Source organism: Shewanella baltica, assembly GCF_900456975.1.
Lineage (GTDB): Bacteria > Pseudomonadota > Gammaproteobacteria > Enterobacterales > Shewanellaceae > Shewanella > Shewanella baltica.
Window position 1 is genome coordinate 1,446,994 of the sequence record NZ_UGYM01000002.1, and the last position, 25,527, is coordinate 1,472,520.

General features: G+C 46.0%; 20 protein-coding genes and 1 pseudogene. 9 read left to right on the top strand and 12 right to left on the bottom strand.

Going from position 1 to position 25,527, the window contains the following annotated elements; translation table 11 throughout:
• The first annotated feature begins 6 nt into the window (after positions 1 to 6).
• The 3 genes from sohB (at position 7) to DYH48_RS06530 (ending at position 4,645) form a co-directional block, all read left to right on the top strand.
• On the top strand, positions 7 to 1,023 hold the full coding sequence (gene sohB, locus DYH48_RS06520; RefSeq protein WP_115334338.1) for a protease SohB: 1,017 nt from the start codon (positions 7 to 9) through the stop codon (positions 1,021 to 1,023).
• A 336-nt stretch (positions 1,024 to 1,359) separates the two neighbouring features.
• Positions 1,360 to 3,912 carry a bifunctional lysylphosphatidylglycerol flippase/synthetase MprF gene (mprF, locus tag DYH48_RS06525; RefSeq protein ID WP_115334339.1) on the top strand — a complete coding sequence of 851 codons (2,553 nt, stop codon included), beginning with the start codon at positions 1,360 to 1,362 and terminating at the stop codon, positions 3,910 to 3,912.
• A 7-nt stretch (positions 3,913 to 3,919) separates the two neighbouring features.
• Positions 3,920 to 4,645 carry an AcvB/VirJ family lysyl-phosphatidylglycerol hydrolase gene (locus DYH48_RS06530; protein WP_115334340.1) on the top strand — a complete coding sequence of 242 codons (726 nt, stop codon included), beginning with the start codon at positions 3,920 to 3,922 and terminating at the stop codon, positions 4,643 to 4,645.
• 95 nt (positions 4,646 to 4,740) lie between these two features.
• On the opposite strand, the gene DYH48_RS06535 is transcribed toward DYH48_RS06530, so the two are convergent.
• Both DYH48_RS06535 and DYH48_RS06540 read right to left on the bottom strand, forming a co-directional pair.
• A complete protein-coding gene (locus DYH48_RS06535) occupies positions 4,741 to 5,808 on the bottom strand; it encodes a DUF3083 family protein (RefSeq protein ID WP_006082174.1) in 1,068 nt (355 codons plus the stop codon).
• Between the two features lie 145 nt (positions 5,809 to 5,953).
• A complete protein-coding gene (locus tag DYH48_RS06540; protein WP_115334341.1) occupies positions 5,954 to 6,511 on the bottom strand; it encodes an arylesterase in 558 nt (185 codons plus the stop codon).
• Positions 6,512 to 6,590: 79 nt separating this feature from the next.
• Here DYH48_RS06540 and DYH48_RS06545 point away from each other — a divergent pair, with 79 nt between their 5' ends.
• The 3 genes from DYH48_RS06545 (at position 6,591) to lepB (ending at position 10,847) form a co-directional block, all read left to right on the top strand.
• On the top strand, positions 6,591 to 7,319 hold the full coding sequence (locus DYH48_RS06545; RefSeq protein ID WP_006082172.1) for an ABC transporter ATP-binding protein: 729 nt from the start codon (positions 6,591 to 6,593) through the stop codon (positions 7,317 to 7,319).
• Between the two features lie 2 nt (positions 7,320 to 7,321).
• The gene (locus tag DYH48_RS06550) at positions 7,322 to 9,835 is read left to right on the top strand and encodes an ABC transporter permease (protein WP_006085418.1); all 2,514 of its coding nucleotides are present in this window, start codon (positions 7,322 to 7,324) and stop codon (positions 9,833 to 9,835) included.
• Positions 9,836 to 10,184: 349 nt separating this feature from the next.
• Positions 10,185 to 10,847, top strand: coding sequence for a signal peptidase I (gene lepB / locus DYH48_RS06560; protein ID WP_115334342.1), 663 nt, complete (start codon positions 10,185 to 10,187; stop codon positions 10,845 to 10,847).
• Positions 10,848 to 10,966: 119 nt separating this feature from the next.
• Here the strand turns inward: lepB and gltS are convergent, their stop codons facing one another.
• From gltS to folX, 3 genes are all read right to left on the bottom strand, one after another.
• Entirely contained in the window at positions 10,967 to 12,190 is a 1,224-nt protein-coding gene (gltS, locus tag DYH48_RS06565; protein WP_006082169.1) for a sodium/glutamate symporter, read from the bottom strand.
• A 527-nt stretch (positions 12,191 to 12,717) separates the two neighbouring features.
• Positions 12,718 to 13,611, bottom strand: coding sequence for a TIGR01777 family oxidoreductase (locus DYH48_RS06570; RefSeq protein ID WP_115334343.1), 894 nt, complete (start codon positions 13,609 to 13,611; stop codon positions 12,718 to 12,720).
• A gap of 86 nt (positions 13,612 to 13,697) precedes the next feature.
• Entirely contained in the window at positions 13,698 to 14,060 is a 363-nt protein-coding gene (gene folX, locus DYH48_RS06575) for a dihydroneopterin triphosphate 2'-epimerase (RefSeq protein ID WP_006082167.1), read from the bottom strand.
• Between the two features lie 98 nt (positions 14,061 to 14,158).
• On the opposite strand from folX, the gene DYH48_RS06580 reads away from it, so the two are divergent.
• Both DYH48_RS06580 and DYH48_RS06585 read left to right on the top strand, forming a co-directional pair.
• Positions 14,159 to 15,268, top strand: coding sequence for an AI-2E family transporter (locus tag DYH48_RS06580; RefSeq protein WP_115334344.1), 1,110 nt, complete (start codon positions 14,159 to 14,161; stop codon positions 15,266 to 15,268).
• Between the two features lie 6 nt (positions 15,269 to 15,274).
• Positions 15,275 to 16,192, top strand: a complete 918-nt coding sequence (locus DYH48_RS06585; protein ID WP_011847128.1) for a class I SAM-dependent methyltransferase — start codon at positions 15,275 to 15,277, stop codon at positions 16,190 to 16,192.
• A 128-nt stretch (positions 16,193 to 16,320) separates the two neighbouring features.
• On the opposite strand, the pseudogene DYH48_RS06590 reads toward DYH48_RS06585, so the two are convergent.
• The 5 genes and pseudogenes from DYH48_RS06590 to ackA all read right to left on the bottom strand — a co-directional run.
• A pseudogene (locus tag DYH48_RS06590) lies at positions 16,321 to 16,419 on the bottom strand (N-succinylarginine dihydrolase); the annotation flags it as partial.
• Positions 16,420 to 16,550: 131 nt separating this feature from the next.
• Positions 16,551 to 16,775 carry a hypothetical protein gene (locus DYH48_RS06595; protein ID WP_115334345.1) on the bottom strand — a complete coding sequence of 75 codons (225 nt, stop codon included), beginning with the start codon at positions 16,773 to 16,775 and terminating at the stop codon, positions 16,551 to 16,553.
• A gap of 628 nt (positions 16,776 to 17,403) precedes the next feature.
• The gene (locus DYH48_RS06605; RefSeq protein ID WP_006085408.1) at positions 17,404 to 17,838 is read right to left on the bottom strand and encodes a nuclear transport factor 2 family protein; all 435 of its coding nucleotides are present in this window, start codon (positions 17,836 to 17,838) and stop codon (positions 17,404 to 17,406) included.
• A gap of 481 nt (positions 17,839 to 18,319) precedes the next feature.
• Complete coding sequence (gene pta / locus DYH48_RS06610) at positions 18,320 to 20,473, bottom strand: phosphate acetyltransferase (RefSeq protein WP_071939527.1); 2,154 nt, start codon at positions 20,471 to 20,473, stop codon at positions 18,320 to 18,322.
• 113 nt (positions 20,474 to 20,586) lie between these two features.
• The gene (ackA, locus tag DYH48_RS06615; protein WP_115334346.1) at positions 20,587 to 21,786 is read right to left on the bottom strand and encodes an acetate kinase; all 1,200 of its coding nucleotides are present in this window, start codon (positions 21,784 to 21,786) and stop codon (positions 20,587 to 20,589) included.
• Positions 21,787 to 21,927: 141 nt separating this feature from the next.
• Between ackA and yfbV the strand changes: the two genes are divergently transcribed.
• Positions 21,928 to 22,371, top strand: a complete 444-nt coding sequence (gene yfbV / locus DYH48_RS06620) for a terminus macrodomain insulation protein YfbV (RefSeq protein ID WP_086010619.1) — start codon at positions 21,928 to 21,930, stop codon at positions 22,369 to 22,371.
• Positions 22,372 to 22,408: 37 nt separating this feature from the next.
• Here the strand turns inward: yfbV and pflA are convergent, their stop codons facing one another.
• Positions 22,409 to 23,149, bottom strand: a complete 741-nt coding sequence (gene pflA, locus DYH48_RS06625) for a pyruvate formate lyase 1-activating protein (protein WP_063884797.1) — start codon at positions 23,147 to 23,149, stop codon at positions 22,409 to 22,411.
• A gap of 63 nt (positions 23,150 to 23,212) precedes the next feature.
• Positions 23,213 to 25,495, bottom strand: a complete 2,283-nt coding sequence (gene pflB, locus DYH48_RS06630; protein WP_115334347.1) for a formate C-acetyltransferase — start codon at positions 25,493 to 25,495, stop codon at positions 23,213 to 23,215.
• Between the last annotated feature and the right edge of the window lie 32 nt (positions 25,496 to 25,527).

Sequence of the window (25,527 nt, forward strand, 5' to 3'; positions counted from 1 at the left end):
AGCACTTTGGAATTTTTATACGAGTATGGAATGTTTTTGGCGAAAGCCGTCACTATAGTGGTCGCAATCGTTGCGGTTATTGTTGTGGTGTTGGCTTCCACTGTTAAACATAAGTCAGATAAGGGCGAGCTGAGGATCACTAACCTGTCTGAAGAGTTAGAAGAACTGAAGCATGGCTTAAAAGAAGAACTCCTTTCAAAGAAGCAATTCAAAGCCTATGAAAAGCAATTAAAGGCAGAAGAAAAGGCGAAAGACAAAGCTGCTGATGATACTAGCACGGGCAAAGTGTTCGTGATCGATTTCAAGGGCAGTATCGATGCCGCTGAGGTTGCGTCACTGCGTGAAGAAATTAGTGCCATTTTAGCTATCGCGGAAAAAGGCGATGAAGTGGTTGTTAATGTCGAGAGTGGTGGCGGTATGGTGCATGGCTACGGTTTAGCCTCCAGCCAGCTTGACCGTTTACGCCAAGCCGATATTCCGCTAACAGTCTGCGTTGATAAAGTGGCTGCCAGTGGCGGTTATATGATGGCCTGTGTTGCGAATAAAATTTATGCTGCGCCTTTTGCAATTGTTGGTTCAATTGGTGTTGTTGCTCAACTGCCTAACTTTAATCGTTTGCTGAAAAAGCATGAAATTGATTATGAGCAACATACCGCCGGTAATTTTAAACGCACTTTGACAGTGTTTGGTGAAAACTCCGATGAGGGAAGACAGAAGTTTCAAGAAGAACTCGAAGAAACCCACATCTTATTCAAAGCGTTTGTCGGTAAATATCGCCCTGAGTTGGATTTAGTGAAAGTAGCCACGGGCGAGCATTGGTACGGCCAGCAAGCCATTGAATTAGGGTTAGTTGATGCGATTTCGACCAGTGATGATGTAATTATGTCACTTGCCGCAGAGCGCACTGTGTATAAGATGCGTTATCAGGTGAGAAAGAAACTTGCCGATAAAATTGCCCATGGCGCATCTTTATCTGTGAATGCCATTTTTAATCGTCTTATCGAGAAAAACCGTCCAATGTAACGGAATCTAGTGTGGATACTTTTTTGAGTATTCACACTTTTTTGTTTCGCTTAACGCCCAAAGCTGCGTATCTATTGCAGATTTTTTTGGCTTTTATATTATCCCCCCCTCAATTTAAAATCATTAACTCACTATTGCTATCAGCTTGTTAAGCACATTAATAAAACGTCATGCAGCAAATGCGTAAATCCATTGCGAATGAAAAATCCCTATGTTAAAAATCCCGTCGATAAAGTGGTGTTACAAATTAAACTAAAGTTAATTAATTTTTAATGCTGTTTCAATGTTGACGTTAAATAACCTTAGCTGAATCAGTCTTAGGTGCTGGAGATTAACATGGGGAGACGAGTGCGGGTGTTTATTAGCCTTATAATATTCACTGTCTCATTACTCTTGCTTTATAATTTAGAGCAAGAATATCAATTAAGTGACATTATTAAAGAGGTTAAAGGATTTTCATTTGTTGAGTTGTTATGTGCAGCACTACTCACAGTGGAAAGTTACTCTTTATTAACCTTGTACGATTTTATTGCCGTTCGGAATATCGATAAGGAGATACCTTATCGTAAAATAGTCCCTATTTCTTTTCTGGGTTTTACGTTCTCCAATACTATTGGGTTCTCTCTGTTAACGGGGACGTCGATAAGATATAAGTTTTATTCCGAACTTGGCTTAAGTGGTAATAAAATCACTCAAATAGTCATTTCATGTTCAGTGACATTCTTCCTCGGACTCTTTTTTATTTGTGGTATTGCACTGGTATGCTTTCCCTCTGAACAATTATCAGCCTTACCTTTGCCAACATGGCTATTTTCATTAACGACAGTGCTCGGTATTGGCATGCTGCTCAGTGTATTAGGCTATTTACTGATGAGTGTGCTGCGGAAAAAACCATTTAACTTTCGTGGCTTTGAAATTACGCCACCTCTGTTATCTGTATCTTTAAGACAGTTGTTGGTGTCTTCACTTGATTGGATTGTCGTAGGAACCTTGTTTTATAGCTTACTGCCCGCGGTAGAAAATTTGGGCTATATACAGGTCTTAAGTATTTTCTTTGTTGCGAATGCGCTTGGGGTGCTTGCCCATGTGCCGGGTGGTATTGGGGTGTTCGAGTCCGTCGTGACTGTGGCCTTATCGCAATATTTACCGGTTGAGCAAATCCTCGGCGCCATTATTATCTATCGGATCATTTATTACATTATTCCATTTTTAATCTCTTTGGCATACTTTGTTATTACGATCGCGCGGTCAAATAAAGATAAAATTGTAAAATTAAATACTCGAATTGCATTTATCCGCCAACTGTTACCACCGCTACTGAGTATCAGTGTATTTAGCTCAGGTTTATTATTACTCTTGTCAGTGGTTAACCATTCTATTATTCATAAGTATCACTGGTTGGGCGAGTTAGTACCGCTGCCGATCATCGAAATATCGAGCATCATTTTGAGTGTGAGTGGTGTCTTGCTATTGTTGTTATCCCATGGGTTATTTAAACGCTACCATAATGCCTTTGAATTAACGAAAAAGCTGCTGTTGGTGGGCATGTTATTTATTATGCTTAAGGGCGCGGAATGGGAAATATCACTCGCGATCGGATTAGTTTACACATTGATGTTGCCATGTGAGAATTTGTTTTATCGAAAGGGTTCAGTCGTCGGGATTAAATACTCTTTGGGTTGGCTGTTATCACTTTCTGCCGCCTTATTCTTGATGATTTGGGTATTATTTTTCTCCTATCAAGATGTTGATTATGATCATTCACTCTGGTTTACCTTCTCCCCCGATAGCCATGTATCACGAGCATTGCGAGGAGGAGCGATTGCTATCTTTATCGTGCTTACCTTTGCCGTGCGCTATTTCTCGTCTCGTACTCAGCTTAAATCACCACAACTGAACACGCCTTCATTAAAGCAGGCGATGGAGATTGTCGCGCAGTCGCCGAGCAGTCATGGCTATTTAGCCTTAGTGCAAGATAAATCAATCCTATTTAACGAGGATAAAGACGCCTTTCTTATGTATGCAAGGGCTGGACATTGCTGGGTGGTAATGGGCGATCCAATTGGTAATCAACATAAATTTGATGATTTATTGTGGCAGTTTAGGGAGTTATGCGATGCCTACGATGGTTGGCCGGTGTTTTATCAAGTGACGCAAAAATACCTGCCGAGCTTTTTAGAGCAAGGATTAGGTTTATATAAATTAGGCGAGGAGGCGATTGTTCAGCTCGACCAATTTGACTTACCGTCGAGTCGCTATCGGAGTTTGCGCCAGAGTCATGCCAAGGCGCAGCGTGAAGGCTTGAGTTTTGCTGTGATTGAGGCGAGTCAAGTGAGGGCCATACTGCCGCAATTAGAAGCCATATCATCGACTTGGCTGAAGGCGAAGCAAGGGCGCGAAAAGGGGTTTTCTGTAGGCTATTTCTCTTCCGCCTATCTGTGCTCGACACCTATGGCATTAGTGTATGCAAACGGCGAACTCGTGGCGTTTTCAAATATTTGGGCGAGTGCCGCTCAGGTTGAATTTTCAGTCGATCTGATGCGTTACGAGCCTAAATTATCGAGCAGTAACATCATGGATTTTCTGTTTACTGAGCTATTGCTATGGGGAAAACAGCAAGGCTATCAGAGGTTTAATCTCGGGATGGCGCCTATGTCAGGCTTGACCGACAGAGCGTTGGTGCCATTTTGGACTAAGTTGGCGAAGGTTGTGTATAAGAAGGGCAATAAGTTTTATAACTTTCAGGGGCTTAGAAGATACAAGGATAAATTTAATCCAACGTGGGAGGCCAAGTATTTGATTTGTTATGGCGGATTATCTCTACCAATTGTGGTGGGCAGTTTAGTGACATTAACGAGTCGTGGTGCAACCGGTGTATTTAAAAAGTAGGTGAACGATGAATAAATCCTTTGTGAAAATACTAAGCCTTATGATGATGTTTTGCTGTAGCTTTAGTGTCTTAGCCGATGACTTTGCAGACTCACTCGGCCTGACACTTATGCCGGTCGCTAATAGCGCAAATGACAAAGCGAGTGCGAAAAAGCCGCCCTTAGTCATCTTTATGAGTGGCGATGGTGGCTGGGCTAATTTAGATCAAGGTGTGAGCCAGTTATTGCAACAGCAGGGCTGGCCAGTGGTGGGGTGGAGTTCGCTAAAATACTACTGGAAACAAAAAGATCCCAAGAATGTGACTCAAGATACTATGGCCATTATCGATAAGTACGAGGCCGAATTTGGCACACAAAAGGTGGTATTGGTTGGCTATTCTTTTGGCGCCGAAATCATTCCTTTTGTGCTAAATGATCTGCCACTCAAGTATCGACATAAGATCCTCGGCGGGGTGTTATTGTCACCTTCGCAGACGTCGGATTTTGAAGTGCATGTGAGTGAAATCGTCACGTCTAGCAATGAGTCCGCAAGTTATCTTACGTTGCCCGAGGTGAATAAGCAGACGACAGTGCCTATGCTGTGCTTATATGGCAAAGACGATGATGCCCCTAAGCATTTGTGCCCAGTAGTAAAACAGCCGAATGTGACTGTGATGGAGTTAGACGGTGGCCATAGCTTTGATGATGATTACGATAAAGTGGTGACTATCATAAAGCATTGGTTGAAAAGCTAAGTTATACCCATCACCGATATCAGCTTGAATACATTCAGAAAGGAAAGGGCGCTGAATGCGCCCTTTGGGTTTTAGCGAATCGAATGTCGCGTTAATCAGATTTGATAGCTGATATGTTGATGGAAGCGTACGACGAGATCTTCACGCTCTGGGTCGACACCGATATCCGCGGCGAAGGCCTTCAGGGCTGTTTCGACATTGTTCATAAAGCGTCCGAAGCCTGAATCATCACAGTCTTTGGTGCCCGCGACTATGGTGAAGTGCGCGGCTTCGACTAAGTTATCGGCATTCCAGCGACGGATCACTTGTTGCTCAGTCGCATTAGGATCGAACCCTATCATTTGTACTTCGGCTTTGCTGTCGAGTTTTTCAAATTTACTGTTACGCACCAGCGGTGTTAAGCCGTTTGCTATCATGGCAAGACGCGTCAATTGTCTGTTGGCTGCCGCTTTGAGGAAGCAATCTTCAAGGTGTTGATATAAAGGCGTAAAGTCGGTTGCCGAGTCAGGTAATAAACCCTGTTTGAGTTTGCGGCTCAGTGGCAAGCTGACTGTCACATAAGTGAGAGAGCTGACGTTCTCTGGTAATTCGCACTTTCTGGCTTTATATCTTGGGCCGATGGCACGCAGTTTATAGCCATAGGTTTCTTTATAGCCCTTGGCTTTTGCGAACAGATCATAGGATAAATGCTGATGGTCGCGGACCTTCACTTTAAGATCGCTTATCGGCATTAAAGGCATCAATTCTGTCAGTAATTCGCGCACTCTGATGTGGAAACTGGCGGAATTACTGCGGATATCTTCACCTGTGGCAAGGAAGACAATGCGCAGTTTACGGGCGCGATAGTTTTCTTGCGAGAATAAATTTTGGGCTTCGTGGTAGGCTGGATTATAAAAAAATAGAATTTGTTCAGTGGTTTGGAAGCAATAGGCTTCGGTGTGGTAACGGACAACAGGCAGTTTATCGTTAGTGATCACGTGGACATTACGCAGATCGTGTTGTTCTGCCAAATTAAATATCAAACGGCTTAAGGTTTGATAACAGCTTTGATAATCAGGATATTGACTCAGTAGTTCATCCGTCACCTTGATTTCGGCTGTGATGTATTGATTGGTACGGGCTTCCTTGGGTATGTACACTTTTTGCTGATGGCTAAGGGACATATTGACTCCTTGTTTGAGTTAACCATTTGCTAACACGAATTTTACTGTTTATCTATAGGGTTAATCTTGCGTTAGAACACGTTTTTATCCGTTGAGCATGAGTTTAGCTAAGTAAGCGGTTCGACAGCTTAAAATAGCAGCTATTTTATTGGGTTAACGCATCTTCTATCCATGGTTGCATCCAAGTTGCTATCTGCGCCTGCGCCTTTTCGTTGGGGTGAATGCCATCCCGCTGCATTAATTCTGGATGGGGCGCGATATCCTGCATAAAGAAGGGGATCAACACGATATCCTGTGTTTTGGATATGTCTTGATACACTTGGGTGAACTTTTGGGTGTAGCGAGGGCCATAGTTAGGCGGTACCATGATCTCGGTCAGCAGCACTTTTGCGCCGCTATCTTTGGCTAGGGTAATGATTTGGATTAGATTATTTTTAAGTTGCGTTGGGGGGAATCCACGTAAACCATCATTACCACCCAGTTCAACGACCACAAGGTCGGGGGCGACGGAATCGAGTAAGGCGGGTAATCGGCGTAAGCCGCCCGCTGTGGTTTCGCCACTCACTGAGCCATTTGTAAATTGATGTTCGGGCAGATTTTTTTGCAGCAGCGCCACCCAGCCTGACTGCTCTGCCATGCCGTAGCTAGCGCCTAAGCTGTCGCCGAGGATCAACACCTTTGCCGCGTGCGCTGGCGTGGCCATGAATACACTCAATAGGATGAATGCCCCCAGGGTCTTCGCTCTCGATTGATACCAGAACGATTTATATAAGAAGGATCCTATGTCTAACGTCATCTTAAAAAACAGTGCCATCAATGTTGTTAACCTCGAAAAATCAGTGACTACTCAGGAAGGAACGCTCACTATCCTCAAGGGCATTAACTTAGATGTCAAGCAAGGTGAGAGTGTGGCTATTCTTGGCCCGTCGGGTTCGGGCAAGTCTACCCTGCTCGGGCTGCTTGCGGCACTTGATACGCCTACCTCTGGTGAAATTTGGCTCGATGGTGTGGCGTTATCCCCACTGAATGAAGAGCAAAAAGCCGCGCTGCGTAAACAGAAGGTCAGCTTTATTTTTCAATCCTTTATGTTAGTGGATACCTTAACCGCGCTGGAGAACGTTATGTTACCCGCCGAGCTTGCGGGCGTGAGCAATGCCAAGGAAAAAGCCCAAGCCATGCTGGTGCGGGTCGGTTTATCCCATCGTTTGACCCATTTACCCAAACAGCTATCGGGCGGAGAGCAGCAAAGGGTGGCGATTGCCCGTGCTTTTATTTGTGAGCCCACAGTGCTGTTTGCCGATGAACCCACGGGTAACTTGGACAGCGTTAACGGCCATAAAATTGCCGATATGTTGTTTGAGCTGAATCAAGAAAGCCACACCACTCTTATCCTCGTCACCCACGATTTACTATTGGCCAAGCGTTGTGAGCGGCAGCTGGTTATGGATAACGGCCATTTACAGGAAGATACGGCGCATACAGCACCGCTCGCCGATGCTAAGGAGGCTTAACAATGGAGTTAAGTCTGGCATGGCGCCTGTTTAAGCGCGAGTTACAGCAAGGGCAATTGTTATTGATTATCCTCGCTATTACGCTCGCGGTACTGTCTGTGAGTGGGTTAGCGCGGGTGAGTGAGCGCCTGCAAGTGGCGATCACTGGCCAAGCTTCACAGTTTATTGCCGCCGATCGGATTATCGATTCGCCGGTTAAAATTGATGTGGCGATTTTAACCAATGCCGAAGATCTTGGGCTTAAGCATGTGACGAACATGCAATTTAATTCCATGGTCTATTCGGGTGATAAGTTTCAGTTAGTCACAGTTCGCGCCGTTGAAACGGGTTATCCACTCAAGGGTGACATTGAACTCACCAGCGGTAAAACCAAGGCTTTACCTCAAGCGGGTGAAATCTGGTTTGAGACTCGCTTAGGTGGACTCCTCGGTTATCCTAAAACCATCGAACTAGGTAACAGCGAATTTGTGCTCAGCAATGAAATAAGCCGCTTACCCGACGCGGGCTTTAATCCTTTTGCTTCATCGCCCGTGGTATTGATGCGCATGGAAGATGTCGCCAAAACGGGAGTGATTCAACCGGGCAGCCGCGTGACCTATCTGTATCAATTTGCTGGCGATGAAGCCTCGCTTACGGCCTTTGAGCAAAGTGTTAAACCGCTTCTCAATAGCACCCAGCGCTGGGTCGATGTGCAATCCGGTGACTCGCCGATTGCGGGAGCAGTTAAGCGAGCTGAGCGCTTCCTACTGCTAGCTAGTTTGATGGGCATTGCACTGGCCTGCGCCGCGATAGGCATTGCCGCCCAGCGTTATTGTCAGCGCCATTACGATGTGGTGGCCATGCTGAAAACCTTTGGCGCCTCGTCAAAGCAAATTCGGTTGTTGTTCGGCACTCACTTATTTTTAGTGACGTTAATGGGGATTGTGCTTGGCATTATCGGTGGTGTGTTACTCGATTTTGGGATCAGTTATTTATTGCCGCCCGAAATTGCCGCCTATTCGCCGCCACTCACTCGGCCATTACTGCTTGGTGTAAGCACAGGACTTATCAGCGCCTTTATGTTTTCGGCTTATCCACTGATGCGCTTACTGGCTATTCCGCCACTACGAGTGCTACAGCGTCAGTTAGAAGGCTTACAGCTAGGGATGTGGCTGCATCTACTTTTGAGCTTAGGGGCGATGGCGTTACTGGGCTATTTGTATTCCCAAAGTTGGGCTTTGACCCTGACTGTGGTCGCGGCCGTGTTGCTGCTCGGTGTGCTGTTAAGTGTGCTTGGCTTTGTGATGATACGTTTAGGCCACAGTGTCGGTATGAAGACCACCAATCCCTTACAGTTGGCACTGGCAGGGCTCAGACGTCGTGCGCGGCAAAATGCGGTGCAATTGGTGGGATTTAGCGCCGCACTGGTATTGTTATTGACGATTCTGGCATTAAGACAAGATTTGCTCAACGAGTGGCAAAAACAGTTGCCCGAAAATGCACCTAACTACTTCCTCGTTAATATCGCCCCCGACGATGCTAAGCCCTTAAATGATTTTATGACGGCTAAGGGCATTGTTGCGACGGACATTTATCCTGTGATCCGTGGCCGTTTAACTCAAATTAACGGTGAAGCGCTGATTTCGAATGAACAGTCTGAAGCGGGTGAAAAGGGCCGAGTGGGTATTTCCCGCGAGTTAAACCTAACGTGGCGCAATACGCTACCAGCCAATAACGAACTGTTAGAGGGGCATTTTAATCAAGCTGCCGATGAAGTGTCGGTGGAATCTGGCGTGGCGGACCGTTTAGGTATTGGCATTGGCGATAAGTTGACTTATGTGATTGATAATCAAGAGCTCACAGTTAAGGTTGCCAGTATTCGTGCCGTGCACTGGGAAACGCTACAGCCGAACTTCTTTATGATTTTCACCCAAGAAGCTCTCGCGCCCTTTGCTTATACCTCGATGGCGAGTTTCTATCTGAATGATCAGCAAGCTACGAATGACCAGTCAACAAACGGCCAAGCGCTGAGTGCCGATGGTACGCCTAAGGATGCTGTGATCCTTGCGCTTATTCAGCAATTCCCGACCATATCGATCATCGATGTGGGCGCTATGGTGGGGCAGTTACGGCAGATCATAGAGCAAGTGTCGCTGTCGCTCACCTTAGTGCTGGCCTTAGTTTTACTGGCCAGTGCGTTAGTCTTGATTGCACAGACTGAAGCCGGCATGGCAACTCGGCAGCGGGAACTGGCGGTGCTGCGTACCTTTGGCGCTTCGGGATGGCTATTGCGCAGTGCAACGGGTTTAGAGTTTGCCTTGCTTGGCGGTATTGCAGGCGTGTTAGCCGTCATAGTGGCCGAATTTGCGTTATATCTACTTAAGACGCAAGTGTTTGAGCTTAATGTGTATATGCACTGGCCTTGGTGGGGAATCGCCCCTGTTTCTGGCGCCTTAATCGTGGCCTTACTTGGGGTGTGGCGTTGCCGACAATTGCTTAGCCAATCTTGCTCTGAGCTATTAAAGGCGGGCAGCTAGTGGTTGCTTGCATGGGCTAACACTATAAGTTTATGACTTAAGTAGACAGCGTTAACAATAAAAAGCACTGATGCAGCATAAGCTCAGTGCTTTTTTATTGTCTTGCTGATTCTGCTGAGTTTGAGCATGACTCGAATATGAATATGAATATGAATATGAATATGAATATGAATATGAATATGAATATGAATATGAATATGAATATGAATATGAATATGAACATGCGTCTTTACATCGGCTTACAAATTGATCTGTGCTTAAGCAGGTAGCAACAGAACTTAGTGTAACGCAATGGGTCTATTTAACTGAGAACAGCGACTAGCTTATACATGCCATAGAGAGGAAATATATGTTCAAAGGAATAACCAAACTGCTTAAGGAGAACCGCTCCTTTTTTCTGTTTATCAGCTTAATGTTAGTGTTCAGGAGCGCTGTGGCCGATTGGAATACAGTGCCATCGGGTTCTATGCTGCCGACTATCGTCGAGGGCGATCGCATTCTGGTAAACAAGATAGCCTACGATCTTAGGGTGCCATTTACCCATATCGCCTTAGTCAAACTTGCGGATCCCGCCCGCGGTGATATCGTGGTGTTCGATTCGAAAAAGGCCGATAAAAAACTCATTAAGCGGGTGATTGCTGTGCCAGGCGATACTGTGATGATGCGGGATAATCGTTTGTATTTGAATGGCGAACCCCTTAGTTACTCATCCCAAGCATTGAGTCCTTATGCTCCCGCTGATGTCACCGAAATGCAGGAGAACTTAATCGGTATGGCCCACAGTATTCGCCTTAATCCTGTCCCCTCAAAGCTCGCCAATTTTGGACCTGTCACTGTGCCAGACGCGCATTACCTAGCGCTGGGTGATAATCGAGATAACAGCGCTGATTCTCGGGTCATTGGCTTTGTGCCACGCGATGAGATTGTAGGCCGTTCAAGCTCAGTGGTTTTCTCCCTTGATTATGCTGATCATTACTTGCCTCGACCTGAGCGCCTTATGCGCGAGTTTTAGCATGCACGGATTCTAGTCTACGTGATGTTGTACCATAAAGAAGGGCGCCGAATGAGGCGCCCTTTTGTTAGCTGGTTGATTCAATGATGCTTTACTTTAAGCAACGTCTTCAAAAGCGACTACTTCATAAAGCTCAGATAGCCCTGCAAGACAATCAAGTTAACGATGTCGATAAAGAAAGCCCCGACGATAGGCACAACCATAAAGGCTTGGGGCGACGGCCCTGTGCGCGAGACGAGCGCGCCCATGTTCATTACCGCCGTTGGTGTTGCGCCCATACCAAAGCCGCAGTGGCCGCCAGTGATCACCGCCGCATCGTAATTACTGCCCATCACTTTGAATGTCACGAAATAGGCGAACACCGCCAGTACTGCGGTTTGCACCAGTAAGATGACGAGCAGCGGGATGGCTAAATCAAAAATCTCCCATAGCTTTAAGGTCATCAAAGCCATAGAAAGGAACAGTGACAAAGCGACTGTGCCTATGACATCGATACTTTCAGTATGGGGCTTATAGCCGCGGGTGAGTTCGGTGATATTGGCGATGATAACGCCAAGGAAGAGAGCATAAACAAAGTCGGGCATTTTGAGCCAAGCTATGCCCGATTGGCTGATCCACAGCGTGAGCCATTTTGAGCCTGCAACACACAGCAGCAGTACAAACAGGGTTTCTAATATGGTTTTGGCTGTGACTTGATCTTCTTCTAACTGATCGTAAGTCACTAAATGCGGATGTTCACTGTGATGCTTGCGACCAATCCCATAGCGAGAAACAAGATTATGTTTACCGATTAATCGCTGCGCAACGGGGCCACCTATAATTCCGCCCATGATTAAGCCAAAGGTCGCAGCGGCCATAGCAAACTCTAAAGTGTTGATACCGTAGTTTTCCGCAAAGGTTTGTGACCAAGCGACGCCCGTTCCATGGCCACCCGACAGGGTAATTGACCCTGCGATAAGGCCCATAATCGGGTCTAGCCCTAACAGATTAGCTAAACTCACGCCGACGGCATTTTGGATAACAATATAAATCGAGGCAACACCCAGAAAGATAAAGACTTTTTTACCACCGCTGAGTAACAGCTTGTAGTTTGCCGAGAGGCCAATCGTGCTGAAAAACATCAGCATTAAGGTATTTTGCAGCGATAAGCTGAAGTCGAGACTGATATTTTGAAAGTGAAGAAATGCGACACCCGCAGCGACAACGAGGCCACCCACTATGGGTTCGGGGATATTATATTGCCTAAAGACACGTACATGGCGATTGATGGAGTGGCCGATAAACAGCACGAAAATGGCAATTAAAAATGATTCTAGCTCGCCAATCGTATAGGTCGTGTGCATGAAAATTCCTTACAAACTGTCTTAGTGTGGGCATTTCAGTGAGCACAATGCCCATTGAGGAGTCACCCATCTTGTTATTAAGTACCTGCTAATGCTGGATGTTAAGCGCTTGATGTCGAGGACAGATCATTGTCAATCCGATAAAAATTTAAAGGATGAGTGAGCGCAAGTGTATCGTTTTATGGTTTACAGGCCAAGAACAGCAGATTAAATAGCCTGTTCTTGAGCATAAATAACTGTCTATTTATGAGGTGTTGCTGAGTCTATCTGTGGTCAAGGTTGAGGCGATTAATGCGTGCCTCCTATGACCGAATGGAGGCGAGTTTAGCAGAAAAGTGTCGCGCTGTCGCTAAATCACATTACAAATCATGATGTTATGATATTGTTTTTCTAGTGTTGCTAAAGTGGCGCTTGTGCTTACGTCAACATCTAGCAAGCCTTAGCACCGAAATTCGTGCGCATTAGCGCCCGAATATGTCGATGTTTAATGCAAGATTCCGCGGGATTGTTAGCAGCAGCGTGCTAGCCTATTTGGCTAACACGTCGGTTAAGGCATTGTCGAGGTCACTGAATTGAAACTGAAAACCGGCTTCGAGGGCGCGTTTAGGATAAACAAACTGTCCTTCGGTCAACAGCTCCGACATTTCACCCATAGCCAAGCGTAATGCAAGCGGCGGGGTCGTGATAAGGGCGGGGCGATTGAGTGCTTTTCCAAGTGCTTTGGTAAACACAGCGTTACTGACTGGGTTGGGGGCCGTGGCGTTGAATACGCCTTTGCAATGTTCTTGGCTGAGTAAAAAGTCGATAAGGGAGATGAGATCTTGCACATGGATCCAACTCATGCCTTGACGTCCATGACCAATTGGGCCACCGAGTCCGAGCTTAAAGGGTGGTAACATTTTCTCTAATGCGCCGCCTTTTCCTAACACAATCCCGATACGGATAATGCAGACGCGGGTTTGCTCAGTGTTTGCATTAAGCGCTTCTTGTTCCCATTTTCGGCAGATGTCATGGCTAAACTCAACATGGGCACCACTGGATTCATCGAGCAATTTATCATCATGTCGACCGTAATAACCCACTGCCGAACCACTCACCATGATCTTAGGCGGATTACTACTCTGCTGTATTAGCTGAGTTAATCTTGCCGTGATATCCCAACGGCTATCACAAATCCGCTGCTTCTGGTTTTTGCTCCAGCGCTTAGCGACGATCGGCTCGCCCGCAAGATTCACTACGGCGTCGATATGATTCAGGTCGCTCAGCGCATCGAGGCTCTCAAGGTAATGGTGCTGATTACCGAGTATTCTCTGCGTTTGTTGCACTGAGCGCGTTAATAACGTCAGTTGATGATGGGGCGCCAATCGTTCGACTAATTGGCGGCCAATAAAGCCGCTTGCGCCAGTGATCAGTATATTCATGGAACCTCTCTTATCGGTTGAGCTCTGAGGATATATACCGAAATACGGTGTGCAACGATCACTTAGTCTGGGTATTTCTAGCGAGATTATTTCTGATAACACAACTCCATAGAAACTGAATCAGCAAAGCGCAGGGCATGGGGTTTGTCGATTTCGACACTGGCAAATTCAACCCAAGGATGCTCACTGGCGATGGCCAGCGTTTGGCTGGTAAGATTTTCGAGTAATGAGAAACGGTTATTCTCAATCAGCTCAATGATCTTTTTGGTGATAGTGCGGTAATTGAGTGCATCCTCAACATTATCACTGTTACGGGCACGCTCGGCACAATAATGGATCACGACATTGATGATCACGTCTTGGCGATTTTGAATTTCATCTTCTTTAATGCCGATAAAAGTACGAAGTCTTAAGTTTTTAATGCGTATAATCGCGGTTTCTGGTTTCATAATGGCAAATGGCTATCTTAAGCTAAGGTTTCTGAGGTTAAGTGTGTTCTCGGGTTAGCCTAACAATTTTATCTAAGATCAAGAAGGATTTTTAATAAATGACGCGACCTAATGCGCCCTCTGCTGCTTACCGTGGCTTTGCGGTTATGGCCTTTGTAGTGATTATTTTGGCAGGGATTAAGGCGGCGAGCCCGATTGTGGTGCCGTTTGTGCTATCCAGTTTTCTGGCGGTGATTTGTAATCCCGCGATTGGTTTAATGACCAAATTCCGTGTGCCTAAATGGCTGGCGGTGATCCTCTTGATGGGATTTATTGTGTTGATGGGCCTCTGGTTAGCCTCGGTTGTCGGTAGTTCAGTCAATGAGTTCTCCAAGCAATTACCCCAATATCGGGTGCAGTTAGTCGAGCAATTTGCTTGGATATTAAATAAGTTAAATTCCTTCAATATTCAGATTTCGAAGGATCAAGTGTTAGCGTATTTTGACCCTGGCATGGCCTTGTCTATGACGACGAATATGCTGTCGGGTGTTGGCAATGTGATGGCGAATTTATTTCTGATCATCTTAACCATCGTCTTTATGCTGTTTGAAGCCCAATCGTTGCCAAAAAAATTGCATCTGGCGCTGGACGATCCCGATATGCGCCTCAAGCAGATTGACCGCTTTTTGCAATCGGTTAATCAGTACATGGTGATCAAGACGCTAGTGAGTTTAGCGACCGGGGTTATCGTCGGTGTCGGTTTAACCATTATTGGTGTGGATTACGCCATGCTATGGGCGGTGATCGCCTTCCTATTTAATTACATTCCCAATATCGGTTCTATCATCGCCGCCATTCCTGCGGTGTTATTAGCCTTCATTCAGCTTGGCCCTGCGGCAGCGGGCGGTACTGCACTTTTATATGTCGGTGCCAACATGGTGATGGGCAATATGATTGAACCTAAATTTATGGGCCGCGGCTTAGGCTTATCGACCTTAGTGGTGTTTTTATCGTTAATTTTTTGGGGCTGGTTGCTAGGTTCTGTCGGCATGTTGCTGTCGGTGCCGCTGACTATGGTGGTTAAAATTGCCCTCGAATCGAGTAAAAGTGGTAACTGGTTAGCAATTTTATTATCGGACGATGTTGAAGATAAGTTCGTGGCCAGCAACACGGAAAACTCAAGTTCCGATGGCGATGACGCCGATATAAGTACAACAGAGAGTAAGTAATAGAAGATGCAAAGTTTTATACAAGCGCTAGCGACAATTGAATTAGGTGATGATGCAGTGCGGTTATTTCACGGCCGCGGAGGACACTACGCGGGTTGTGAACACCTATGTTTAGATTGGTTTGCGCCAGTGCTATTGCTGACCAGTTTCACTCCCTTAGCCGATGACGATTTAGCCACATGCCAGCAGGCCATTGCGGCGCGTTGGCAGGCCATTCGTCCTGATAGCCAACTGAATTTAGTCTACCAATACCGCAGTGCGGGCGAGACCTTTACTCAAGTGCTGCAAGGCGAAGTGCCTGAGCCGCATATTGTTAGTGAAAATGGCGCACGCTTTCAGGTGCATTTAATGCGCGGACAAAACCACGGTTTATTCCTCGATATGGCTAACGGCCGCGAGTGGGTGAGAGCAAATGCCCGCTATAAAAAAGTGCTTAATTTGTTTGCCTATACCTGTGGTTTCTCGGTCGCGGCATTGCAAGGCGGCGCCGATGAAGTGGTCAATATGGACATGAGCAAAGGCGCATTAGGCATAGGCAAACAGAATCATTTGCTGAATGGCTTTAGTGCGGGAGCACGTTTTTTAGGCCATGATATTTTTAAATCTTGGGGCAAACTGAAAAAGCTCGGTCCCTACGACATTATTGTGGCCGATCCACCGAGCAATCAAAAGGGCAGTTTTGTCGCGACTAAGGATTATGTACGTTTAATCAGGCGCTTACCTGAGTTACTTGCCGATAATGGTGAAGTGTTACTCTGCCTCAATGCACCCGAGCTCGATACCACTTTCCTACGCCAGCAGGTCGCAGATGCGGCGCCAGCACTCGAATACATAGAGCGCTTAGCCAATCCGCCAGCATTTATGGATGTGTCTGAAGAGAAGTCGCTTAAGGTGCTGCGTTACCGTTTATCGGCTCAAACCTAGTCTTGATTTAGCTTAATAGGCCAGTTTTAACTGGCCTTTTTTGTCGGTTTTTAATGAAGCTAAATGGAAAATTTAATTGCTGATTTTAAAAGTGCAACAAATATGGATATGTAAACTCAAGGCAAGCTTGCAAATCCAATTCGGCGCAATGTATAGAGGTCTGGGCGCTCTTGAGGGGCTAACATACCTTGAACCATGCCCATATCGGCAAGTGCTTTGGCTTTTTGGTTAGATTAGGTTAAGTGTTTAGCTTTCTACGCGGTCACTTGTTTATGAGCAAAATGTTACTGAGCAAATGGCTACTCAGAACATTATCACTCAGTCATATAATCGCCCAATCATTAGCTTAAACGCTCCGTCAGTAGCTTAATCGTTCAGAGAGCTGCGATTGTCCAAAGGTTTCAATCACTTTACAGACTTGATGTTGGTCTAAGTGTTTGAGGGCGGAAATTTCATCATAAAGCCTGTCCTGAACATCTAATGGCATATTCATGTGTTCCATAAACATGCGGATCCCTAATACATCGCCGTGGCTAAATAATGTCGTTAGTGTGGTGGCTTCAAGCTCAATAAGTGCGTTCATATCTTACCTCCTACTCGCGTCATTACTTAATTGATAGCAGCTAGCGTCGCACTTCCCTAGATTCATTGTTTGTAAGCGATTTCTGTTAATAGCGTTTGTGCATATAGGGCAGCATTAAATGGCGTCATGGGCGGCTAAATATCATCTGTAAAGATGAAAGGGTTTCAGTTTTCTGGACAGATTTTGAGCTTTATAAGTGATAACACGCCTTAAATGTCATTGAAGAAGAAACAAAACTGAAAGTTTTCTGTAATTATAGTTTTGACTTTGTTATACTCCTGCCCACGAAATATATCCCTTTCCTCATAGGCAAAATGTCAGCATAGAATGACATGCCTCTGCGACCTTACCCAATCAAGCAGGAGTTGTTATGGAAGTTCATGAATACGAAAATGCTTATTATCAAGTGAAAGACGATGTACTGACGTCTTTACCTGCTGAAAGCGAAGAAGAAGTGATCCAGGCTTAATCGATAACGATTAGACTGACGGTACTTATGAGTCGGACGTAACAAAACAAGCACATTGAAATAGCAACCTTAGGGTTGCTATTTTTTTGGCTGAAATCGGCGCTAGAATTGAGCGCATGAGAAGACATGCGCAATAAAAGTGGCGAGCGGGAAGGGAGATTAGCCGTTTACTTTGCGCTTTTCTGGCATCAGCTCGACGATAGTCCACTTACTGCCAATCTTGTGAAGACGTATGGTTCTGTCATCAATCCACGGCTGACCGCCTTTAAGGCCTTTCATTTTGATCACGACAATGACGTCTTTGGTAAATTTACGGAAAAAGTCGATATCGATATCATCAATTTCCATTTCAACATTGGTCATCGACAGGCCGAGCATATTGCGCTGCACCGCGGCGGCAATATAGTAATGGGTGAGCACTTGTTTAATTGGTTCATCGACAAATTGCTTGGCTTGTTCAACATCTCGATCGACATAAATCGCTTTAAAAAAGCCTAAGCTCACTTCTTCGGGCGATAACTGGCGTTGATTTTCCGTCGAGGGATCGCCACAACCAAAGAGGAACAGCAGGGAGATAAAAAATAGAGTTCGCATAAGTTTTAGTTATTGGAATTTGTTCTGAGTATCGCGATTTTAGCCCTAATGCACAAGTTCTGTCGTTATTTGCGATCTATTGGGAAATGCGTTGACTCAAGCCTATTGAGTGTGGCATATAGTTAGGAGGCATATAAAAAGGTTATCCACAGAAACTGTGGAAAACTATGTTGAAGACTTCAGTGATACTTTGTAAGTCACTGATATTGTCTTGCTTTATTTGCTGGTTAAAAAGTGACGCTTTTCAGTTTTCCGCCATGTTCCACTTTCACTTGTGGATATTTTTCGCCGTTCACTCACCTTATTCACACCGCTTAATTCGTTTTTCCTCGTATTTAGTCTGCTTATTTTGCCATATTGGCTTTGCTATTGAGCCATTATCGCAGCGCTATAGCCTTGCTTAAGCTAAATTTGAGCATAAAAAAAGCACCGGTAAGTACCAGTGCTTTGTTGTGCGTAACGCTATGCAGATTTCGCTGTGTTAGCCTTTAGCTGCGTCGTTTTGTGCTGCTTGAATTGCCGTTAGGGCGATAGTGTAGACGATATCATCGACTAACGCGCCGCGAGATAAGTCGTTCACAGGTTTGCGCATACCTTGCAGCATAGGACCGATACTGATCAGGTCCGCGCTTCGCTGTACAGCCTTGTAAGTCGTGTTGCCTGTATTGAGGTCTGGGAACACGAAAACGGTGGCTTGGCCAGCGACAGGACTATCAGGTGCCTTAGAGCGAGCAACATTTGGCATAACCGCCGCATCGTATTGTAATGGACCATCAATAATCAGATCTGGGCGTTTTTCTTTGGCGATACGGGTCGCTTCACGCACTTTATCCACATCTGAACCTGTGCCTGAGTTACCGGTTGAGTAGCTGATCATTGCCACTCTTGGCTCAATACCGAAGGCTTTTGCTGATTCCGCTGATTGGATGGCGATATCGGCTAATTGCTCCGCATTTGGATCTGGGTTAATTGCGCAGTCACCGTAAACAAGCACTTGATCTGGCATCAACATAAAGAAGATGGACGAAACAAGGCTTGAGCCCGGTGCCGTTTTGATCAATTGCAGTGGTGGGCGGATGGTATTAGCTGTGGTGTTAACCGCGCCAGATACAATACCGTCAACTTCGTTTTGCGCCAGCATCATAGTGCCAAGCACCATGTTGTCTTCTAACTGTTCACGGGCAACGACTTCCGTTAAGCCTTTGCTGCGACGCAGTTCCAACATAGGTTCTACGTAACGGTCGCGCACCTCTTCTGGATCGATAATGATCACGCCTTCGCCAAGCACCACATCTTGCTGTGCGGCGATACGCAGGATTTCATCTTTTTTACCTAAAAGCACACAGCGAGCGATACCGCGTTCGGCACAAATGGCCGCCGCTTTAATGGTACGTGGCTCATCACCTTCTGGCAGCACCACAGTCTTGTGGGCGGCGCGCGCCAATTCCGTGAGTTTGTAACGGAAAGCGGGTGGTGACAGGCGATGCTCACGGGGCGAGTTTTTAGTTACGCTTTCAATCCAAGTTTGGTCGATGTGGCTGGCCACATAATCCTGCACCAGATCAATACGAACCGCGTCATCGACAGGTACTTCATGGTCGAAACGTTGAATGTTGAGCGAGGTTTGCCAAGTGTTGCTGTCGATTAAGAACACAGGTAAACCGGTTTCAAAGGCCTGTTCACACAGCTTAAGAATTTCTGGCTCTGGCTCGTAGCTACCCGTCAACAGTAGGGCACCAATTTTCACGCCGTTCATGGCCGCAAGACAGGCTGAAACGATGACATCTGAGCGATCGCCTGAGGTCACAAGTAGTGAATCAGTCTTAATATGGGTCACCATATTAGGGATACTGCGGGCACAGAACGTCACTTTACGCAGACGACGAGTATGCATTTCGCCGGCATTAAGAATGCGTGCGCTTAAATGCTTCGCCAGATCCGAGGCACGTGGCGCGACAAGATCGAGGTTGTATGGCACGCTGCCTAAAATACGCAGTGGGCTCTTACCCGGCAGTTGGAACATGCTGGCCGCATCTGAGCGTTGAACACCTTGGTGATCAAAGACTTCAGAGAGATCAGGGCGCGCGCGACCTTCGTCGTCAACGGGGGCACCAATCTTGTTGATCACAGCGCCAATCAGGCGTTTGTTCTTTTTTCCGCCCCAAGAGTTGTAGGCGATTTCAAGGCGATTCATCAACCCAGTTGAAGTATCGCTACCCGGCGTGGCAATAAAAATCACGTCTGCATCCATGGCTTTAGCGATGGCATAGTTCACATCGTCGGCAAAGGGATGGTTACGGGTTGGCACTAAACCTTCAACAATTAAGGTCTCAGTGTTGCTGGCGCAATCGGACGCACGGGCAATGATTTGCTCCATTAATACGTCGGTTTGGTCAGCACGAATTAAGGCTTCGGCATGGGCCATGTCGAAGGGCTCTAACGGATTTACCGTCGGCGATTTACTCAGAATAGTGGTTGAGCGTTCTGGGCCGTTATCATTAGGTCTAAGTTGGGAAATCGGCTTAAAGAACTGAACTTTAACTCCGTGGCGCTCCAGTGCGCGAACCATCCCAAGGCTTAAGGAGGTCAGGCCGACTCCGGTACCTATGGGGATTAACATAATATTACGAGACATAAAAACCTCTAGTTTCGATGGTTTTTGGCAGAAGAGTTTCTGCAAATTTGCTTGTGAGTATGGCTATGTAAAGCGTAAAGCCGTTTGGGTGAGCAAACGGCTTAGGTCATTTTTTATTTGTTGATCAGTTTAATTGAATCTTCGGCGATTACCCATTCTTCGTTCGTTGGGAGCACCATGGCAATCGTGCCTTTATCTTGAGTGATGATGCCTTTCTTACCGAAACGCGCCGCTTTGTTGCGTTCGCTATCGACATGGAAATTGAAGATTTCCAGCATGTTGAGCACTTTTTCACGGATTAAGTCTGAGTTTTCACCAATGCCGCCGGTGAAGACGACTGCATCTAAACGGCCCAGTGGCACAGTGTAAGAGGCGATGTATTTGGCTAAACGGTAGCAGAAGATTTCTAAGGCTAAGGTCGCGCCTTTATGACCGTCGGCGTAACCTTCTTCGATGCCGCGGCAATCGTTAGTCAGCTCGGAAATCCCCAGCAGACCACTTTGCTTGTTCATCAGGTTATTCACTTCTTCTAAGGTGTAACCCAGTTGATGAACTAAGTGATAGATGATTGAAGGGTCAATATCGCCACAACGTGTGCCCATGACCAAACCTTCTAATGGGGTTAAACCCATAGAAGTGTCGACACTTTTGCCGCCTTTGATGGCAGTCACTGACGCGCCGTTGCCTAGGTGAGCACAGATAACGTTAGTTTCTTCAATGGGCTTGTTGAGCATTTTTGCTGCTTCACGGCTAACGAATAAATGACTCGTGCCATGCATGCCATAACGGCGGATACCGTGTTCACGGTATAACTTGTAAGGCAGGGCGTAGACATAAGCTCTGTCTGGCATACTTTGGTGGAATGCGGTATCAAATACAGCAACCTGTGGCAATTTAGGGAAAGAGGCAATGGCTGCGCGGATGCCGATAAGGTGAGCAGGATTGTGCAGGGGGGCTAGTGAAGCACAATCTTCGATACCTTTGATCACGCTTTCGTCGATGATCACAGAGCGAGTGAACTTTTCACCGCCGTGAACGATACGGTGGCCAACAGCTTGAATTTTCGCTGCTAATTCAGGTTGTTCCGCAAGGATTTTATTAACAATGTATTCAACTGCTTCACGGTGAGCCGTAAATGCGCCTAAGGCCGCTTCATGTTTTTCGCCGTTGATTTTCCATTTAATGCGCGAGTCTTCTAAACCAAAACATTCGGCTAAGCCAGAAATTTGATCGTCACCTGTTTGCGCGTCAATGACGGCAAATTTGAGAGAAGAGCTACCGCAATTGAGAACTAAAACCAGATTATTTGACATGTGTAAACCCTTTGCCATTGTGTTTAATATAACGATTCAAAAAAATTAGGATCTGCGGTGTTTTTACCATAACAGTCTTGGGGCGATTCGCCAGATTGTGCTATGGTAAAAGCAGTATTCCATTGTAGTTGGTGTCTAAAATTGAGCATTAAGATCCTCAAAACCTTAGGTGATGGTCATCAATATATGAAGACTTGGCCTATGGTTAGACAACTGGGTTTTTATTTCCCTGAGTATCGGGTCGTCCGAGCTACTCAGCTTGCCATACTGGTGATGCCAGTGTTGGCGTTTTTTGTGAGTATGAGCCAGCTGTATATTCACGGTTGGGCATTTCTACCCCAAGCTGTCACTCTCGGTTTATTTTTCATCAGCTTACCGTTACAGGGGCTGCTGTGGTTAGGTTGGCGAGCGCGCCATCCATTACCATTAACGCTGTTCGACTGGAGTAACCAGTTGAGTGCGAAGTTGTCGTCCATGGGTATCAATTGCCAAACTTTAGGCGCTAAAGCCTGTTATCTCGATATGGCCCTGATTTTAAAAATAGCCTTTGAGCGTTTAGATGCCAGTTATTGGGAAGAACTTTAGGCCGTTGCCGCTGTTTTGGCTTTTCTATTACTGTGGATTAATAAATCGCGTTAATCCCTTGCCCAACAAATACGGCTTTGATCTTTTCCATGGTTTCTCGGCTCGGTGGTGATATGCCATCGAGTTGATAGCTTTCGCCCATGGCTTCCCACTTGTGTTTACCTAATTCGTGATAGGGTAGTAATTCTACCTTTTCAATGTTTTTCATGGGCTTGATAAACTCGGCCAGTTGTAATGCCGATGCTTCATCGTCGGTAAATCCGCCCACCACCACATACCGTATCCAAGTTGCTTGATTACGCTCTGCCAAATACTGCGCAAATTGCAATGTTCTATGGTTGCTGACTTTGGTTAACTCAATATGTTTTTCATCATCCATGTGTTTGATGTCGAGCAGGACCAAGTCAGTGTGGTCGAGTAACTCATCAATCACTGGCGTGTACTTACGTACAAAACCATTGGTATCTAAACAGGTATGAATACCTTCTTGCTGACAGGCTGTGAATAATTCGGCGACGAATTCTGCCTGTAAAATGGCTTCACCACCACTGGCCGTAACACCACCATTGCTGGCATCGAGAAAAGGCCGATAGCTGATGATTTGACTCATTAACTCATCGACCAGAACTTCTTTTCCGCCATCAAGATCCCAAGTGTCACGGTTGTGGCAATACTGGCAGCGCATTAAACAGCCTTGCATAAAGGTGATAAATCGTATGCCTGGACCATCGACTGTGCCAAAGGATTCCACTGAGTGGATCCGACCGATAACTGCCATTGTGACTCCTGTTAAAATAAGTGAGGCTGTAGCACAGTGTACTACAGCCTTGACTAATTTAGCTTACAGACCTTTGGTGAATGTACGCGTGATCACATCTTGTTGCTGCTCTGGTGTCAGTGAATTGAAGCGCACTGCGTAGCCAGAAACACGGATGGTCAGCTGTGGATACTTTTCTGGATGCTTAACGGCATCTTCGAGCATCTCGCGGTTCATCACGTTGACGTTCAAGTGTTGGCCACCTTCTTTTTTGTCATTGTGGTCGAAGTATCCGTCCATCAATGCCGCTAAGTTGGTACGGCGAGCATCATCATCTTTACCCAGTGCATTTGGCACGATTGAGAAGGTATAAGAGATACCATCTTGAGCGTGGGCAAATGGGAGTTTTGCCACTGAGGTTAAAGAAGCGATTGCGCCTTTTTCATCACGGCCATGCATAGGGTTTGCACCCGGTGCAAATGGCGCACCTGAACGACGACCATCTGGTGTGTTACCGGTTTTCTTACCATAAACCACGTTTGAGGTGATGGTCAGAATTGACTGAGTTGGGATCGCATTGCGATACATTTTACGGTCGCGAATTTTCGCCATAAAACGTTCAACTAAATCACAGGCGATATCATCAACACGTGGGTCGTTGTTACCAAATTTTGGATAGTCACCGCTAATTTCGAAATCAACTGCAATGCCGTTTTCATCACGAACAGGTTTTACTGTGGCGAATTTAATGGCAGACAGTGAGTCGGCTGCGATAGACAGACCCGCAATACCACAAGCCATAGTGCGACGTACGTCTCTATCGTGCAGTGCCATTAGCGCGGCTTCGTAAGAGTACTTGTCGTGCATGAAGTGGATTGAGTTCAGTGCTGTGACATATTGAGTCGCTAACCAATCCATTAAACCGTCTAAGCGATTCATCACGTCGTCGTAGTTTAATACGGCGTCAGTGATAGGGTCGGCTTTAGGGGCAACTTGGATTTTCAGTTTTTCGTCAACGCCGCCGTTAATCGCATACAACATAGTTTTAGCTAAGTTGGCGCGGGCACCGAAGAACTGCATGTGTTTACCCACAACCATTGGGCTTACACAACAGGCAATAGCATAGTCGTCTGATTGGAAATCTGGACGCATTAGGTCATCGTTTTCATATTGGATTGAGCTAGTGTCGATAGACACTTTGGCGCAATATTTTTTGAAGCCGATGGGCAGTTTATCTGACCACAATACTGTGATGTTTGGCTCTGGACTTGGACCCATAGTGTAAAGGGTATTCAAGAAACGGAAGCTTGATTTAGTCACTAACGTACGGCCATCTAAGCCCATACCGCCAATTGACTCAGTCGCCCAAATTGGGTCGCCAGAGAACAATTCATCGTATTCTGGAGTACGTAGGAAACGTACCATACGCAGTTTCATCACGAAATGGTCAATCATTTCCTGAGCTTGTTGCTCAGTTAAGGTGCCATTTTTCAGATCGCGTTCAATATAGATGTCGAGGAATGAAGAGGTACGGCCTAATGACATCGCCGCGCCGTTTTGGCTTTTCACTGCGGCTAAGTAACCGAAGTAAGTCCATTGAATAGCTTCTTGTGCAGTGGTTGCTGGGCGAGAAATATCGCAGCCATATTTGGCAGCCATTTTCTTCATTTGACCTAGTGCACGGTGTTGCTCAGCGATTTCTTCACGTAATTGGATAACATTTGATAATTCTTCACCCGCTTCGAACTGCGCTTGCAGTGAAGTGAATTGGGCAAACTTATCTTTCATCAGGTAATCGATACCGTAAAGTGCAACACGGCGATAGTCACCAATGATACGGCCACGGCCATAAGCATCAGGTAAACCGGTTAAAATACCTGATTTACGGCAAGCCATAATTTCTGGGGTGTAAACATCGAATACACCTTGGTTATGGGTTTTACGCAGTTCTGAATAGATGTATTTAACGTCTTCATCTAGCACGCGGTCGTAGGCAGCGCATGAGCTTTCCACCATACGAATACCACCGTTAGGCAACATAGCGCGTTTTAGCGGCGCATCTGTTTGTAAGCCAACGATAGTTTCTAATTCTTTGTTGATGTAGCCAGCGTCGTGGGAAGTGATGGTAGAAACCATCTTAGTATCGAAATCAACAGGCGCGTGGGTACGGTTTTCCTGTTTGATGCCTTCCATGACTTTATCCCACAGGGTTGTGGTCGCTTCGGTGGCACCGGCAAGGAATGATTCGTCGCCTTCAAAAGGCGCGTAGTTTTGTTGGATAAAGTCACGTACATTGACTTCAGATTTCCAATCGCCAGGGGTAAAGCCTTCCCATGCGTTGGCAAACAGTTCAGTTTTTTCGGTCATCGTACTAATACCTTCTGGTTGAGATAAAGGTT